This is a genomic window from Methanohalophilus sp. DAL1, from assembly GCF_001683555.1.
Taxonomy (GTDB): Archaea; Halobacteriota; Methanosarcinia; order Methanosarcinales; family Methanosarcinaceae; genus Methanohalophilus; species Methanohalophilus euhalobius.
This window is the reverse complement of sequence record NZ_MAFX01000018.1, coordinates 17,486-32,126: the sequence shown is the minus strand read 5'-3', so window position 1 is coordinate 32,126 and position 14,641 is coordinate 17,486. Positions and strand designations below refer to the sequence as shown.

The 14,641-nt window shown below is 43.6% G+C and carries 18 protein-coding genes and 2 tRNA genes; 8 read left to right on the top strand and 12 right to left on the bottom strand.

The genetic code is table 11. From position 1 onward, the window contains the following. The 3 genes from A9957_RS04905 to A9957_RS04895 form a co-directional block, all read left to right on the top strand. Positions 1 to 245 (top strand): molybdenum cofactor biosynthesis protein B (locus tag A9957_RS04905; protein ID WP_292343366.1); only part of this gene is annotated, 245 nt, incomplete at its 5' end. 82 nt (positions 246 to 327) lie between these two features. Further along, positions 328 to 1,035, top strand: coding sequence for an ATPase domain-containing protein (locus tag A9957_RS04900; RefSeq protein WP_292343365.1), 708 nt, complete (start codon positions 328 to 330; stop codon positions 1,033 to 1,035). A 62-nt stretch (positions 1,036 to 1,097) separates the two neighbouring features. Continuing rightward, on the top strand, positions 1,098 to 1,355 hold the full coding sequence (locus A9957_RS04895) for a YhbY family RNA-binding protein (protein ID WP_013038166.1): 258 nt from the start codon (positions 1,098 to 1,100) through the stop codon (positions 1,353 to 1,355). A 1-nt stretch (position 1,356) separates the two neighbouring features. Here the strand turns inward: A9957_RS04895 and A9957_RS04890 are convergent, their stop codons facing one another. From A9957_RS04890 to A9957_RS04855, 8 genes are all read right to left on the bottom strand, one after another. After that, complete coding sequence (locus A9957_RS04890; protein ID WP_292343363.1) at positions 1,357 to 1,680, bottom strand: DUF190 domain-containing protein; 324 nt, start codon at positions 1,678 to 1,680, stop codon at positions 1,357 to 1,359. 30 nt (positions 1,681 to 1,710) lie between these two features. Further along, a complete protein-coding gene (locus A9957_RS04885) occupies positions 1,711 to 2,067 on the bottom strand; it encodes a CrcB family protein (RefSeq protein WP_128754151.1) in 357 nt (118 codons plus the stop codon). A gap of 1 nt (position 2,068) precedes the next feature. Then, a complete protein-coding gene (crcB, locus tag A9957_RS04880) occupies positions 2,069 to 2,437 on the bottom strand; it encodes a fluoride efflux transporter CrcB (protein WP_292343361.1) in 369 nt (122 codons plus the stop codon). A 22-nt stretch (positions 2,438 to 2,459) separates the two neighbouring features. Then, complete coding sequence (locus tag A9957_RS04875) at positions 2,460 to 2,735, bottom strand: ubiquitin-like small modifier protein 1 (protein ID WP_292343360.1); 276 nt, start codon at positions 2,733 to 2,735, stop codon at positions 2,460 to 2,462. 65 nt (positions 2,736 to 2,800) lie between these two features. Then, positions 2,801 to 2,878: transfer RNA gene (locus A9957_RS04870), tRNA-Pro, on the bottom strand. An 85-nt stretch (positions 2,879 to 2,963) separates the two neighbouring features. Continuing rightward, entirely contained in the window at positions 2,964 to 3,527 is a 564-nt protein-coding gene (locus A9957_RS04865) for a UbiX family flavin prenyltransferase (protein ID WP_292343358.1), read from the bottom strand. Position 3,528: 1 nt separating this feature from the next. Continuing rightward, complete coding sequence (locus A9957_RS04860) at positions 3,529 to 3,864, bottom strand: hypothetical protein (protein WP_292343356.1); 336 nt, start codon at positions 3,862 to 3,864, stop codon at positions 3,529 to 3,531. 10 nt (positions 3,865 to 3,874) lie between these two features. Continuing rightward, positions 3,875 to 5,071, bottom strand: a complete 1,197-nt coding sequence (locus A9957_RS04855; protein WP_292343354.1) for an HD domain-containing protein — start codon at positions 5,069 to 5,071, stop codon at positions 3,875 to 3,877. 64 nt (positions 5,072 to 5,135) lie between these two features. Here A9957_RS04855 and cofD point away from each other — a divergent pair, with 64 nt between their 5' ends. From cofD to A9957_RS04830, 5 genes are all read left to right on the top strand, one after another. Then, entirely contained in the window at positions 5,136 to 6,059 is a 924-nt protein-coding gene (cofD, locus tag A9957_RS04850; protein WP_292343353.1) for a 2-phospho-L-lactate transferase, read from the top strand. Between the two features lie 405 nt (positions 6,060 to 6,464). Then, the gene (locus A9957_RS04845; RefSeq protein WP_292343352.1) at positions 6,465 to 7,679 is read left to right on the top strand and encodes an ABC transporter permease; all 1,215 of its coding nucleotides are present in this window, start codon (positions 6,465 to 6,467) and stop codon (positions 7,677 to 7,679) included. Between the two features lie 12 nt (positions 7,680 to 7,691). After that, entirely contained in the window at positions 7,692 to 8,906 is a 1,215-nt protein-coding gene (locus A9957_RS04840; RefSeq protein ID WP_292343350.1) for an ABC transporter permease, read from the top strand. 78 nt (positions 8,907 to 8,984) lie between these two features. Further along, on the top strand, positions 8,985 to 9,809 hold the full coding sequence (locus tag A9957_RS04835) for a protease inhibitor I42 family protein (protein ID WP_292343349.1): 825 nt from the start codon (positions 8,985 to 8,987) through the stop codon (positions 9,807 to 9,809). Positions 9,810 to 10,190: 381 nt separating this feature from the next. Continuing rightward, positions 10,191 to 12,092: a PAS domain-containing sensor histidine kinase gene (locus tag A9957_RS04830; protein WP_292343347.1), complete on the top strand. Its 1,902-nt coding sequence runs from the start codon at positions 10,191 to 10,193 to the stop codon at positions 12,090 to 12,092. A 172-nt stretch (positions 12,093 to 12,264) separates the two neighbouring features. Here A9957_RS04830 and A9957_RS04825 read toward each other — a convergent pair. The 4 genes from A9957_RS04825 to A9957_RS04810 form a co-directional block, all read right to left on the bottom strand. Continuing rightward, positions 12,265 to 12,384 (bottom strand) — tRNA-Ser (locus A9957_RS04825). 58 nt (positions 12,385 to 12,442) lie between these two features. Continuing rightward, entirely contained in the window at positions 12,443 to 13,696 is a 1,254-nt protein-coding gene (locus tag A9957_RS04820; protein ID WP_292343345.1) for a TIGR00375 family protein, read from the bottom strand. A gap of 2 nt (positions 13,697 to 13,698) precedes the next feature. Further along, entirely contained in the window at positions 13,699 to 14,478 is a 780-nt protein-coding gene (locus A9957_RS04815) for a proteasome assembly chaperone family protein (RefSeq protein ID WP_096711950.1), read from the bottom strand. Between the two features lie 5 nt (positions 14,479 to 14,483). Next, the gene (locus A9957_RS04810) at positions 14,484 to 14,639 is read right to left on the bottom strand and encodes an RNA-protein complex protein Nop10 (RefSeq protein ID WP_096711949.1); all 156 of its coding nucleotides are present in this window, start codon (positions 14,637 to 14,639) and stop codon (positions 14,484 to 14,486) included. Positions 14,640 to 14,641: the final 2 nt, after the last annotated feature.

Below are 14,641 nucleotides of genomic sequence, written 5' to 3'. Positions count from 1 at the left end.
GCGATGTGACCATAGAAGCCCTTTGTCCATTATTTGAAAAAGAACTTGAAGGATTCGGAGAACTTTTCCGTCTTAAAAGTCTGGATCAGATAGGGTCTGCCACAATATTGAGCAGGGCAACTGCAGGTATCATACAGGGTTGTGCAGTTTTCTGCCTTCCTGGTTCTCCAAAGGCAGTGGAACTTGCAGTTGAGGAAATCGTAATTCCTGAAGCCGGACATATAGTAAAACATGCAAGATCGTAATAACTGAGGGTATTATCAGGAATAATGTTATTAAGGGCTATCCTTATATAATAAATTAAAATAGAGAGTTCAACTGGAGTATATGACATCCTATTCACTGGGCATTGAAGAGCTGGATAATATTATTGGGGAAATCCGTGAAGGAAGCAATCTGATGGTAATAGGTCCTCCTATGAGTGGAAAGGAAGATGTTGCCTACCATATCCTTAAAAACGGTCTCAAAAGGCAAGAATCTTCGGTCATAGTCTCTACAAGAGAACCGGGTGAACATGTCCTGGAATGGTTCACCTCCTCTGACATAACCATACCTGTCTCCAACATAGGGATTGTGGATTGTGTAACAAAGACGCTGGGGATGGCAGCTGATGATACCGATAACATAAAACGTGCTTCTAGTCCTGTGGATCTTACAGGTATAGGTGTTCGAATAAGTCAGTTTTTTGAACAATTCTGGATGAAACGTCAAATATCCCATAATATTCTCTGTATTAATTCTGTCTCCACCATTCTCATGTACTCTAATATCCAGACGGTATTTCGTTTCATGCACGTGTTCACAGGCAGAATCAAAGCCATAAAGGGGCTTGGTTTATTCGTAGTTGAAGACCAGATGCATGACTCCCGTACAATTGCTACCTTAAAACAACTTTATGACGGTATGATTGAGGTGCAGGAAGAAAACGGTAGTCATTATCTGCGTGCAGTAGGCATATCTTCTAAACCCACTCCCTGGTTTGAGTATTTGGTGGAGGATGGTTCGATATCAATTCAGAGCATCAAGGATGACTGAATGCTTTTCTTTAAGTTAGTTATATATACTTCATGCAGGTCCCTATATGCAGGTGTTATTTGATGGATAAGGATAAAATAAGGAAATTTAGGTCACAGGCAACTCACCTGAAACCCATTCTCACGCTGGGTAAAAAGGGAATTGATGATGCGGTTGTAACTGAATTGAAAAAACAAATTAAAGCCAATCATCTTGTCAAGGTAAAAATCCTCAAAAGTTTCCCCGGTGAAAGTATGGATTCAATTGCAGAGGAACTGGCCTCTCTTACATCCACCACCCTGATAGATGTGCGTGGAAGGGCGATAGTCCTCTACAGGTAAATTAATCCCTTTTATGCCCTGCCAGGATTTCCACATCCTGCATTATAATGAGTTCATCAGGAACCATTTTCTTGAGTTCAGGCAGGATATTACGCAATTTATTTTCTTCATCCACGGCCTGTACTATGATGGGGAGATCCATTCCAAGCCTGAGGATACTTGTTTTATGGATTACACTGTGTACTCCGTAGCCCTCGATACCCCTGAGCACGGTGGCCCCGGCCACATCATTTTCAAGCAAGAATTCGATGATGGCCTGATGAGCATTTTTTCCTTTATATGTGTCATTTTCACTAAGATAAATTGTCAGTATTTTTGATTGCATATGGTCTCCCTTCGTTGTTGAATTCTATTTTTAGGTTAAGTTTGACACTAAATGCCCGATTCCGGCACCGAGCATACAGCACACACAATTAAGCATTATATTTGTAAGAAAACTCCGGTTGGCCTGCTGTTCAAGGAGTGTGAATGATTCATACGTAAAAGTGGAAAAAGTGGTGAATGAACCCAGAATACCTATATTCAACAGGTGAAGATGCTGCAGGGCATGGGAATATGTAAGATATGAGAGTATTGTTGTACCCATGATGTTTACTGTGAGTGTACCTGTGGGTATATCTCCTTTTTTCGGGGTCATTCCTGCTACCATATACCTGAGGATTGCACCGATAAACCCGCCGATTCCAACAAGCAAATAGTCTGTCATATCCATTTCACCTATCTCCGATATATATTATCAGGCTTCTTGCAAGAAATACTGCAATTAGGCCAGTTGTAAGGTTTATCATTACGTTTGCAAACCCGTATACAGGTTGCATTTGCATGGTCTGGACTATGAATGTGGAAAATGTGGTGAATGCACCTAAAAATCCGATGCCTGCAAACATTCGGATGCGTGGGGTCAGGTAACCGATATAGTCAGAGTAGAACAGCAACAATCCCAGCAGGAAACTTCCCAGTACGTTCACAACCAGTGTTCCCCAGCCACCGGGGATTAAGATTGAAGTGCCATATCTGCATATAGCTCCCAGGAACCCGCCAGTTCCTATGAAAAAGAGATTGGTAACATCCCGGTATTCCATGGGATCGTCCCACCATCTTTATTTATCCACCGGAAACCGGGGGGAATATGGCGACTTCATCTTTGTCTGTAATTGCTGAGTCTGTACCTTCAATATGCTGGATATTTTCCCCGTTGATCAGGATGCTTATATATCCCCTGAGTTTTTTACCATCTTCAAATATAAGTTCCTCAAGATTCGGATATTTTGCAATTATTTCATCCAATATCTCAGAAACGGTATCACCATTGACCTCTACTTCAGAAGTTCCGGCCCTTTCCCTGACATTGGCAAACAATTTTACCTTCTTGGCAGCCATAGCTTTTCCCACGTCAGGCTGGTTTATAAAATATTCGTTAAAATTCCTATTTACATGAAGAATAGTGGTGGGATAGCGCGGATTTGAACCGCAGTCCAAGCGTCCCAAACGCTCGAGGATCGGCCAGGCTACCCTACTATCCCACATGATGTAAGGGCATCCACCCTAAATGCACTTCTCCTAGATATATCTAACTATTGAAGGGTGCAGAAGAGGGTGAAAACCAGTTCAGCTGGTGTCTCCTTCCCACCTGGGATATACGTCATTATCAATATTCAGAAGATCCAGTACCCGCCCGGCCATGAAATCAATTAAGTCGTCTATTGACTGTGGTTTATTGTAGAATGCAGGACATGCAGGCAAAACATGGGTGCCGGATTCCTTAAGTTTGAGCAGGTTTTCCAGATGAATTCGGCTGTAGGGGGTTTCCCTTATCATCAGGATAACATTCCTGCCTTCCTTGAGGCAGACATCAGCAGCCCTTGTCAGGAGATTATCGGAGATCCCGTGGGCAATGGATGCAGCGGTTTTCATGCTGCAAGGGGCTATTACCAAAGCATTGTAAGGATGGGAGCCGCTTGCTACAGAAGCTGTAAAGTCTTTTTCCCCGTGTACCTCACAGGCAAGTTTTTCCACCTCCTGAATATTCCAGCTTGTTTCTATATCTATTATTTGCCTGGCTGCAGAGGTTATTACCAGATGTGTATAAATCCCTTTTTCTGCAAATATTTCAAGTAACCTGATCCCATACTGTGCCCCGGAGGCCCCACTGATTCCCACTACGACTTCCATATTATTCCTCAATTATATCTATAAGTTCGTCAACCATAAGTTCTGCGGTATCACATATTTTCCTGATCTCATCCGGCTGTATGTTGTCGAAGTGTATTCCTACAAGGAAAACAGTATCCTTGCCGGTTTTCCTGTTGATACGGCCTGCCTGTCTGTGTGCAATTTCATCATCCCTGTGTCCGGGCAGGGTAATGACCGAGGACGCACCAGAATTACCCACAGCAACTGCTCCTATATGCTCATCGCCGCCCGTAAGTGTTACAAGCAAACTGTCTCCAATAATGCGCCATCTAAGAAAAAGTTTCCTTTTCCCAGTTTTTTTTTCAATTACTTCCACTTATATCGCCTTATATATCCGTTAACTTGTATTGTCGGGTCTGTTTTTTAACCTCGAAAAAATCGGTTGCTATTTTCTTCACCTTCTCCCTGTGTTCCCTGGGGGTATAAACCCCAAGCTTCCAGTTATCACGGTGTGCTTTTTCAAGAGTTGCTACAAGATGGGAGGCTTTATCAAGGGTCATTTTCTTTCCGTTGACCTTGATCAATGCTTTCATTTCCTCTATACGGGGCAATTTCGGAATATCTATGAGGACTTCTTCTTCATCAATTCCCACCTCTTCTGCTATTTCTTTTTCCACCCTCTGGATGGATTTGCGATAGCCCAAAACCTTCTCATCAACGTCATCAAACCCTACATAAAGGGCACGTTTGTACAGTTTTCTCTCATCAATCCTGTTGATCATCTCCCCGGCGTAACCACCATCCTGGCGCATGGTTTCAAACAGGCGGTAATCATCCATATCCTGAAGGCTGGAGGGATCGAGTTTCTCCTGCTCTATCAAATATTCGATGCCTCTTGTTATCATTGTTTCTGAGATGCGTGTCACATGATGGAAATATACCGAAGGATGCATTAAAAAACGTGATACAAGCAGGGATTCGGCTGCATTGAGTCCACCTTCTGTTACAACCAATTTATCTTCATAGAATTGCATTTTATGGATCAGGCGGCTATGATCTACAAGACCGTATGCAACGCCAGTGTAATGTGCATCACGAATGAGGTAATCCATGCGGTCAACATCAATCTCACTGTTTATAATCTGTCCGAGGGAGGTTTTGCCCAGGATGTGGTCTGCGATCCTGGATATGTTGAGGCCGGCATCACTGCAAACTTCTGCTATATCCCCTTTGCGCAGCAGGTGTTTTACATCTTCATGTTCCCTGCGGGTATATTTTTTGATGATGCCTTCTGTCACATGGGAAAGGGGTCCGTGTCCTATATCATGCAACATTGCAGCAACCCTGAGTTCATCGATTTCAGATTGTTGTACTGAATCTATTTCTCCCGCAAGGGTTGTAGCCAGGTGATGTGCACCCAGTGAATGTTCAAAACGAGTATGGTTGGCACCCGGATATACCAGGTTGGAAAGTCCTAGCTGGCGTATCCTCCTGAGACGCTGCATGCGGGGTGTATCCATAAGGGATACTGCAAGTTCGTCAAGTTCGACATGACCGTGTACGGGGTCCCTCATGACCTTCATGTTTTTAAATAACCGTTCATATTATAATGATGTTGTGATTTTGGTAGTAAATTGAGGTAATATCGTGATAATATTTTCCGGTGGAACCGGCACCCCCAAGTTCCTTGATGGCCTGATGCGGACAATGGACGAAGAAGAAATTACAGTTGTCGTGAATACCGCGGAAGACCTGTGGGTATCGGGTAATCTTGTAACACCGGATATTGATACAGTACTCTACCTTTTTGCCGGTATGATAGATCGCGATAAATGGTGGGGTATTGCAGGTGATACATTCCGCACTTTCAATGCTATGAAGGATTGTGGTTATGATGAAAAGATGATGCTTGGGGACCGGGATCGGGCCACGCATATCATGAGATCTGAAATGATTCGCAACGGAGCTACCCTGACTGAAGCAATTGTAAACCTTTGTTCAAGTTTTGGTATCAAGGCCAACATCCTGCCGATGTCAGATGATCCGGTATCCACCATCATCCGCACACCCCAGGGCTGGATGCATTACCAGGATTTCTGGATTAAGCATCAGGGCAAACCCGATGTACTTGAAGTTAAGATGGTTGGGATCGGTGAAGCTTCTATATCCCCTGCTGTGCTGGAAAAACTACGGGAAGATAGCAATGTCCTGATTGGACCCAGCAATCCGATTACAAGCATAGGGCCCATCATATCCCTTGATGGAATGCCTGAAATCCTTAAAAGTAAAAATGTGGTTGCAATCAGTCCTATTATCGGGAATGAACCTGTTAGCGGTCCTGCTGGTAAACTTATGAAAGCATGTGGTTACGGTATTTCTTCAAATGAAGTTGCAAGGTGCTATCATGACTTTCTGGATGTGTTTGTAACAGATATCCGTGATCCACAGGTTTGTAATTCTTTTGAAAATATGGATTGCAGTATAGTAAGGACTGATACTATGATGTCTTCTGTAGATATAAGTATACAATTGGCAGGTTATGTAAGGAATCTGTTTGAGTCCCTGGAATAATTGTGCTTGAAAATTTTAAACATGCTTAAAATTCAGAAGCAAAGAGTATATATGTTAACATTCCCTATCATTTACTATACTAAAATGCTTGCTTACCTTAATGGGGGTGGTATGAGCGGGCTGGGGAGTGGGGGTACTAAAAAAGGGATTAAAACCCGCTCATCTATACACCCTTATGTAAGTCTCGTATATACACTTTTCCCCTGTTCTTATGCTTAATGTGTTGCTATTGCTTTTCTACAGGGTCCATTTTTGCAGCTCTGCTTGCAGGATACACCCCTGCAATGAGGTTGAGTACGAATACAGCAAGGATGGTTAGTAACTGTTGGGGCTTGTCCTGCTGGTCGTTGCTGTCTATATGTATCGCAGAAAATGGAATCCTAAGGAATGATCAGGTAATCTCTTATGGTCAGGCTTTCAGAGGCGGTAAAGTTAGCTTTTGCCAGCATAGGTAGTGCGAAATTGCGCTCTGCCCTGACTACCCTGGGTATTATCATAGGGGTGGCCGCTGTAATTGCCAACATATCCATGGGGGCCAGTTTCGGGCAGTACTTCGAAGAAGAAATAGGTGCATCGGGTACTAATTTTATTGTTATATTCACCCAGAAAAACAATGTATTCGGAGATTCCCAGTTCAATGTGGTTGAAAATACCAATGGTGTTGCTGCTGTCTCCCCACTTAACCAGCAATCAGCGACCCTGAAGTACCAATCAGCGGAGCGTACCGCAACTGTCAGTGGGGTCCTTCCCGATTATGAAGAAGTGGGGAATATAAATATGGAACATGGCCAGTTTCTGACCAATCAGGACGGGAATGTGGCTGTAATAGGTTCGGATGTGGCCTATGATAAGTTTGACCGGAACCTATCTGTCAAGAATTTCATAAAAATAAGTATAAGAAATGTGGATGGAGGGATAAGTACACAGACGTTTCGTGTAAAGGGCATCATACAGGACCCGGATGCCTCCTTCGTATCCCCTGAAGTGGATCCTGCAGGACGTGTTTTTATTCCTCTTTCTATCATGCAGGAGATGCAGCACAGGGACGATATAGGGGGATTTTTTATTAAAGCAGACTCTCTCGAAATCCTGGATAGGGTTACCGATGATGTGGATGAAAACCTTGCCCGTTCGGTGGGAGTGCCCAGCAGGGATATTGATAATGAGGATGCCAAACCCTATGAAATCTTCAACCAGCAGGATATCCTGGACCAGATAAACCAGCTATCAAGTGCCCTGACATCCATACTTGTTGCTGTTGCCCTTATATCCCTTATAGTAGGCTCGATAGGTATTATGAATATCATGCTTGTGACAGTTACCGAAAGAACAAAAGAGATCGGGCTGATGAAGGCTCTGGGTTACAATTATTTTGATATATTGACCCTTTTTATCGTGGAATCTGTTATTATCAGTCTTTTTGGGGGTATCCTTGGAGTATTGCTGGGTCTGGCGGCTTCAACGGCCGTGAACAATTACCTTGATATTGCTAATATTTTCCCGATAAGTCTCATACTGCTGGGCTTTGGCATCTCATTTGCTGTTGGTCTGATCTCGGGTGTTTATCCAGCCAACAAAGCCGCAAAAATGGATCCTGTGGAGGCATTGCACTATGAGTGAGGTGGACAGGAGATGTTGAATTTCAAGGAAGCCTTCCGGCTTTCCCTGGGAAGTATCAGCGGTTCCAAGATGCGTTCCACCCTCACGACCCTTGGCATCATAATAGGTGTTGCTGCTGTTATTGCCAATGTGTCCCTGGGTGCCAGCTTCAACCAGTTCTTTGTTGAAGAGCTGGGTACCCAGGGGTCGAATTTTATTATAGTTTACAGTCAGGATATTGATCTTTTCTTTGAAAACCAGCTGGAAACTGTGCGGAGTGTACCGGGAATAGAGGGTGTATCCGGTATCCGGCAGCAGCTTGCCAGTGTAACCTATATCTCTACAGTGCGCCAGATTGATATACAGGGTTGTTCGGCGGATTATGAACAAATAGGGAATATACAGCTGGAGGAAGGCACTTTTTTCAGTGACAAAGAAAAATATGTTGCGGTGCTGGGTTCGGATGTGGCTTATGAGAAATTCGACCAGAAAGTATCCAATCATAATTCCATTGATATTGAGTTTGTACGCAGGGACGGAACAAAAGTTTCCCGCTCTTTCAAGGTTATCGGGATCATTGACAGTCCCAAGACAACTTTCATCCAGAGTGGGGCAGAATCAGATGTGCGCATATTTATCCCGATAGATATAATGAATGATATGCTGGGAGTTGAAGACTATGGTGGGATATCTGCAACCGTTGACGAGTCCCGTTCAGTGCGGGAGGTTTCGGATGAGGTGGACCGCAGGCTTGCCAGAAGTCTCGGCGTTTCGGAGAGAGAACTGGATAATGAGGATGTGAAACCCTATTCAATCTTCAACCAGGCGGATATCTTGGATAACCTGAATCAGCTTTCCAGTGCTCTGACAACCCTCTTGACCTCTGTAGCACTGATTGCCCTGCTTGTGGGCTCGATAGGTATTATGAATATTATGCTTGTTAGCGTGACTGAAAGGACAAAGGAAGTGGGCTTGCTCAAGTCCCTGGGCTTTACCCGTGTGAATATCCTGACCCTTTTCCTTATAGAATCGGTGATTCTGAGTGTTATTGGTGGCGTACTGGGTACAGTTTTAGGAGTTGCTGCTTCCTATGGTGTAAGTTACTTTTTGGATTTACCTTACATTTTCCCATTCTATCTCATAGTTGTGGGTTTCCTGATTGCCCTGGTCATTGGATTGGTTGCAGGTCTCTATCCTGCCAATAAAGCCTCGAAACTCGATCCCGTGGAAGCCCTGAGAACCCAGTAATAAAGGTTCGAATAGGTTCGCAGCTTAAAAAATAAATATATAATGTGAAACACTATCTATTCACATGGAGATGGTTACTTGAAGATTAATACTTATGCAGGAGCAGGCTTGCTTTTGATTGCCTTTATCGTTGTGGTGGCCGCAGTTGTCCTTTCCCTTGGGTGTGCAGATGACGGTGGTACAGGTGTAAATGAAAGTGTGGATGCCGGGACCCTGAACGACGGTATGGAATTATCCGGCCAGTGGGACGGCAGCACAGTGAATGCTTCCACCGGGGATTTCTTCTCAATACGCCTTGAGGAAAACCCCTCCACAGGATACCAGTGGAACCTGACAACCTCCGATGGCATCAAAATCGTAGAGGATAAGTTTGAGCCACCGGAAAATGAGGATGTCGTGGGTGCACCGGGTTTCCATGTATGGACCTTCAGGATTATGGATAACGGAACCCAGCAGGTCGATGCCATCTACAAGCGCCCCTGGGAAAACCTCACGGGCGAGGAAGAGACTTTCAGCCTGGTCCTAGAGGTTGAAGGAGAACCTGTTGCCCCTTCAGACGGGAATGATGGTGGGTATGTCTACGGTACAGCAAATGTGGACAATATACAAATTCTGGTGATGGAGTCCTTCCCGGTCCAGGTCAGTGTCCAGGTAAGTGGTTTCCTGCCCGATGGCTGCACCGTGATCGATGAGGCCAATATCACAACTGCAAAAACAGGGAACACTTTCAATGTAAATATCCCTACCAAACGACCTAAGGATGCCATGTGTACTCAGGCCCTCGTGCCCTTTGAGATCGGTGTTCCTCTCGATGTGTACGGACTGGAGAAGGGCAATTATACTGTGGACGTGAACGGTGTGCAGGATTCGTTTGAATTGCAGACGGATAATGTACTTGAGTGAGGATAATTTGGATGCCCGGCTCCTGTCGTGGAGTCCGGCATTATTTTTAGTGGATTTTTCTTCGTTTAATGTTTTCCATCTGCTACCATATTGTTTGTCAGATAACTCAACATCTGGTTGTCATCATTAAAGGCGAATTTGTATTCCATGATTTTTAATACTACATCATGATAAGCGGCTTTCTTGCAATGGGATATATTGTATGGCCAAATATTTTTCCATTAGTTTTCATTTAGTGTTTCAATTCTGATTAAATTTATAAAGTATGCAACAGCAGAATGAAGAAAAAGTATCTATAAAAAATATCTCCCAATGTACTTTTATAACATCTTTTGCATAATTAGGCAACGTGTTAACTATAGGCCTAAATAGAGGGTACCAATGAATCCACTTCCTAATTGTGAAAATATTGATAACTTCAATATATGGTCAGAAATAGTGAAACAATCGGTTGACAGTATAGTGATTACTGATACTAATTATGTAATTACCTACATGAATGAAGCGTCTGAAGAACTGTTTGGATGGAGTTTTGAAGAACTGAAAGGTAAAAAACCGGATGTATTCAATGCTGAACCGCTGTCAGAAGATGTCCAAAAAGAAATATATGACACTGTGGCTTCTGGTAATATTTACAAAGGGGAATTATTGAACAAAAGGAAAGATGGTACATATTTTTACATACAAATTAAAGTATCCCCGATTTATGATAATAAAGGAAATATAATAGCCTACATGAGTTCACAAAGGGATATTACAAACCAAAAACAAATTGAAGAAAAATTACAACAAGAGAAGAATTTTCTGCAAAAATTAATTCAGACATCTCCTGTAGCAATACACGGTACTGACACCAGCAGTAACGTGATCATATGGAATGAATCTTCCGAAAAAATATTTGGATGGAGCAGCGAGGAAGTAATTGGCGAATTTTTACCAACGGTTCCTGAAGAAGGAATTGATGAACATCTCACATTGCGCAAGCGTGTATTGTCTGGAGAAACTATAACAGGTTATGAAGTTTGTCGATTAAGAAAAGATGGTTCATACCTCTACGGCAGTCTGTCTGTTTCTCCCATGTATGACCAAAGAGGAAATATTTTTGGTATCTTGGCTAATATGGAAGATATTACTGAAAAAAAACAATATGAATATAATCTCAAAGACGCCTTAAACCAATTAGAATCAATTCATTTTAATTTGCCAATTAGCGTTTGGAGTGCTACTGTAGATGAAAATGGAGACTTTATTGACTCTTATATCTCAGAAGGTGTAAATGAATTATTAGCACTTCCTGCGAATACAATAGGAAACGATTTCGAAAATTTCTTTTCGCGTGTCGTACCTAACTATCTACCAAAAATAATGGATAAGTTCAGGGAAGGTATAGAACGTCCTGGAAAAATTATGTCGTTCGAATATGAGGTTGTTGATGGAAATGGTGAGATAAGATGGCTCTCATCAAGCGGAAGAGCACATAAAAAAGACGGCAAGACCAAGGTTTATGGATCTACGGTTGATATAAGCAAAAACAAAAATGCAGAAAATTCTCTAATCAAAGCCAAGATACTTGCAGAAAATTCAAATCGGGCCAAAACCGAATTTCTTGCGAATGTAAGCCATGAATTGCGTACTCCTCTCAATGCAATAATTGGTTTTTCTCAAATATTATCCACAAACAAATCCGGAAATATGAATGATAAAGAAAGTAAATATGTATCAAACATCTTAAAAAGTGGCAAGCATTTGCTTGAAATGATAAATGATATTCTTGATTTGTCAAAAATACAGGCAGGTAAAGAAGAGTTGGAAATTGAGAATGTGGATTTTGCTGAACTTTGTGAGGACATAAAACCAGTTATTGACCCATTTATAATCACGAAAAATCTTTCATTTGAATGCATTTTAGATGGTACCGATACAAATATTAAAGTCGATAAAACCAAGATGGTTCATATAATGCACAATCTCGTTGGTAACGCAATAAAATTCACTCCTGAAAATGGGAGTATTGTTATTAATGCAAAACGTGTCGGTGTTTACTTCCAAATATCTGTAAAGGATACAGGTATTGGAATACCTAAAGATTCCCAAAAAGATATTTTTAATATTTTTAAGCAAGTAGATTCATCTACCACAAGGAAATATGAGGGTACGGGCTTAGGGCTTGCATTGGTGAAATCATATGTAGAGATGCATGATGGCGATATATGGGTTGAGAGTGAAGTCGGGAAGGGTAGCACTTTCACATTCGTCATCCCTCAAAATAATCACAATAATTGAATTGCTTTATCATTTCTGTACACTCCGGCTTCCCCTCTAAAATCTGAGGAATTTGAAGTTATCTTTATTATGAAGTCTTCTTCCTTTGGATATGCAGATAAGAGCAGTAAAACATCTTCGATATCCAGGTTAGTTGGCTGAAGGTGTTAGGACGTTTTACTGAGAAAAAAAGCGCCGGGGTTGGGATTCGAACCCAAGCACCCCGTTAGGGGAAACAGGTCTCGAGCCTGCCGCGTTTGGACTCCGCGGCAACTTTGTAAGCCGTTGGATTAGTCCGCTCTGCCACCCCGGCACAATGTGCTTGGCTTGAAGGAGTTTATGGCTTAAAAAGGTATCGAAGGGCGCAATTATTAGAAATCAAAGAGGCTTTTCTGGTTCTTTTCCTCTGGTGTCGGGTCATCGGGGTCGGCTTTCCGGGAACTGGATTTTGTGTTTGTTTTCAAATTGTCGGGCAGCTCGATCCAGCCGTATTTGCCCCCTCCGCCGGGGTGCAGGATCACGTCCTCATTCCTGAAGGCCTCGATGCTTCTCACAATCCGGGGGTCCACGAAATCCAGCTGTGGGATGTCGGCCTCCAGCAGCACAGCGGTCTCACTGCCGAAACGCTCCACAAGAGCCTTCCAGGCCCCGTTCACACCCTTTGTATTGATGCTTGCATGGCCCAGGGCCATCATTATGATCTCTGCTAGGGGTATCAGGTGCAGGTAATCCGGACGGTGGGAAGGATGTTGCGGTTTGTCAGAGTTGGCCAGTTCGTTTACCCGGTCGGCCACGCCTTTCTTTATCTGGCCACCACAAACCCGGCAATTCCAGTCCAGGTTCATTGCTTCTTCCATTGGGTAATGCCGGTAACACTTGATACAGGCTGATTCATTGTACTTGCCTTCCTGCGGGAAGAAACCCACATTGAGCGCACAGCCATACCCCTCTTTCCTCAGGATTGCCTTTTCCACACCTTCAAAGGAGACATCCGGCACCTCCAGGCGGTTGAATTCCCGGGCCAGTTTGTTGGACCAGGGGGAATGGGCATCCGAATTTGAAAGGAATGTCAGGTCCTGCAGTTCTTCTATCCTGTCTGCATAATCACTGTCAGCACTCAACCCCAACTCCAGGAAGGCAATATTATCAGTCATATCCCCGTAGCAACTTTCCAGGCTGTCATGGTAGGCATACATGGCAGTCCAGGGGGTAAACGCATGACAAGGGCCGATGAGGGCTCCGACATCGGTTGCAATCTCTGCAATCTGGCCTCCGTCCAGTTTCAGCGTTGGCCTGCCGTCAACGGCGAGATCCCCGTATCCGGCCACCTTTTCCGCCAGTTCTTCTGCTTTGGATATGGAGGGAACCAGCAGCAGATGGTGTACCCTGTTTTTGTCCTCTATCTCAGTTGTAAGAATAAAAGAAGTATCATCAATGCTGACCGTCTCGTCATCCTGTGCATATTCCTTGATCTCACAAAGCCACTTAGGATGTATGCAATCTCCTGTTGCCACAAGATTGATTCCCTTTTTAGCGGCTTCCCGGGCCATTACAGACAGTTCCATCTTTTGGGAACAGGCCATGGAATATTTGGAATGCAGGTGCAGGTCGGCATTGATCAACATGCTTATCCGATATAGCCCAGATCCTCGTCCGTTGGTGTTTCAGGAAGCATCTGTTGCTGTTGTTGCTGCTGTTTTGCTTCTACAAGGTTGGCCACGATTTTCTCCATCTCTTTAGCACGTTCCTCAAGTTCACTGATATCAACCTCGATATCAAGTATACTGCTCAGCACAGCAAGCAGTGACTGGGCACTTTTCGGGTCAACGAGATATCCGGATGTGTATCCCATAAGGCATGCAGCATTAATATCCCTGAATTTGCTCAGGCCAAGGAGGAGTCCCGAAGCTCCAACAATTCCGCCGTTGGGCTCTTTTTCCTTGAAGGTGACTCCATGCTCTTTAAGACTTTCTGTAAGGTCTTCCTGATTAACGGCACCCAGGACTTCATCAACATGATCCAGCTGTCCCGTTGGGAATCCTCCGAGGGTAAATATTCTGGAAACTCCGTACTCTTCGGCAATATCCAGGTACAGGTCACACAGTTCGTAATGCCCTTCTGAACTTGTACTCTGCTGGTCTCCTGCAAGCAGCAGAATATCCTTGCCATTTACCTGAAATGTATAGAATGCATTACTTACAAGCCTCACAGTACTATTTTCATCTACAAGTACCTGGGGCGGGAAAGAGGTGGAGTATATTTCCAGAAGTTTTTCTGCTTCGAATTGTTCGATGAGATGATCAACAACAAGTTTGCCTACATGTCCCACACCCGGCAGGCCGACAAGCAGGGTAGAATCCTGAATTTCAATCTCAGTATTTTGACGCACGATTTTTGTATTCTGCATGGGAATCAATTCCTTTTGCTCAATCTGCGATATTTCCCGTATGGGTCACGGGGAGAATAGCGTGCAGGTGAAGGTTTGATGGTCCTTCCCCCGCATTTGGGGCACGTTTCCTGCAGGGTGTATTCCCCGCAGGAAATGCATTTTAAAATCTTTTTACCCAATC

What these genes read in the sequence shown, in the direction of transcription:
- A9957_RS04900 (WP_292343365.1), top strand. Translation starts at nt 328, where the DNA reads ATGACATCCTATTCACTGGGCATTGAAGAGCTGGATAATATTATTGGG.
- A9957_RS04895 (WP_013038166.1), top strand. Translation starts at nt 1,098, where the DNA reads ATGGATAAGGATAAAATAAGGAAATTTAGGTCACAGGCAACTCACCTG.
- A9957_RS04890 (WP_292343363.1), bottom strand. Translation starts at nt 1,680, where the DNA reads ATGCAATCAAAAATACTGACAATTTATCTTAGTGAAAATGACACATAT.
- A9957_RS04885 (WP_128754151.1), bottom strand. Translation starts at nt 2,067, where the DNA reads ATGGATATGACAGACTATTTGCTTGTTGGAATCGGCGGGTTTATCGGT.
- crcB (WP_292343361.1), bottom strand. Translation starts at nt 2,437, where the DNA reads ATGGAATACCGGGATGTTACCAATCTCTTTTTCATAGGAACTGGCGGG.
- A9957_RS04875 (WP_292343360.1), bottom strand. Translation starts at nt 2,735, where the DNA reads ATGGCTGCCAAGAAGGTAAAATTGTTTGCCAATGTCAGGGAAAGGGCC.
- A9957_RS04865 (WP_292343358.1), bottom strand. Translation starts at nt 3,527, where the DNA reads ATGGAAGTCGTAGTGGGAATCAGTGGGGCCTCCGGGGCACAGTATGGG.
- A9957_RS04855 (WP_292343354.1), bottom strand. Translation starts at nt 5,071, where the DNA reads ATGAAGGTCATGAGGGACCCCGTACACGGTCATGTCGAACTTGACGAA.
- A9957_RS04845 (WP_292343352.1), top strand. Translation starts at nt 6,465, where the DNA reads ATGGTCAGGCTTTCAGAGGCGGTAAAGTTAGCTTTTGCCAGCATAGGT.
- A9957_RS04840 (WP_292343350.1), top strand. Translation starts at nt 7,692, where the DNA reads ATGTTGAATTTCAAGGAAGCCTTCCGGCTTTCCCTGGGAAGTATCAGC.
- A9957_RS04830 (WP_292343347.1), top strand. Translation starts at nt 10,191, where the DNA reads ATGAATCCACTTCCTAATTGTGAAAATATTGATAACTTCAATATATGG.
- A9957_RS04820 (WP_292343345.1), bottom strand. Translation starts at nt 13,696, where the DNA reads ATGTTGATCAATGCCGACCTGCACCTGCATTCCAAATATTCCATGGCC.
- A9957_RS04815 (WP_096711950.1), bottom strand. Translation starts at nt 14,478, where the DNA reads ATGCAGAATACAAAAATCGTGCGTCAAAATACTGAGATTGAAATTCAG.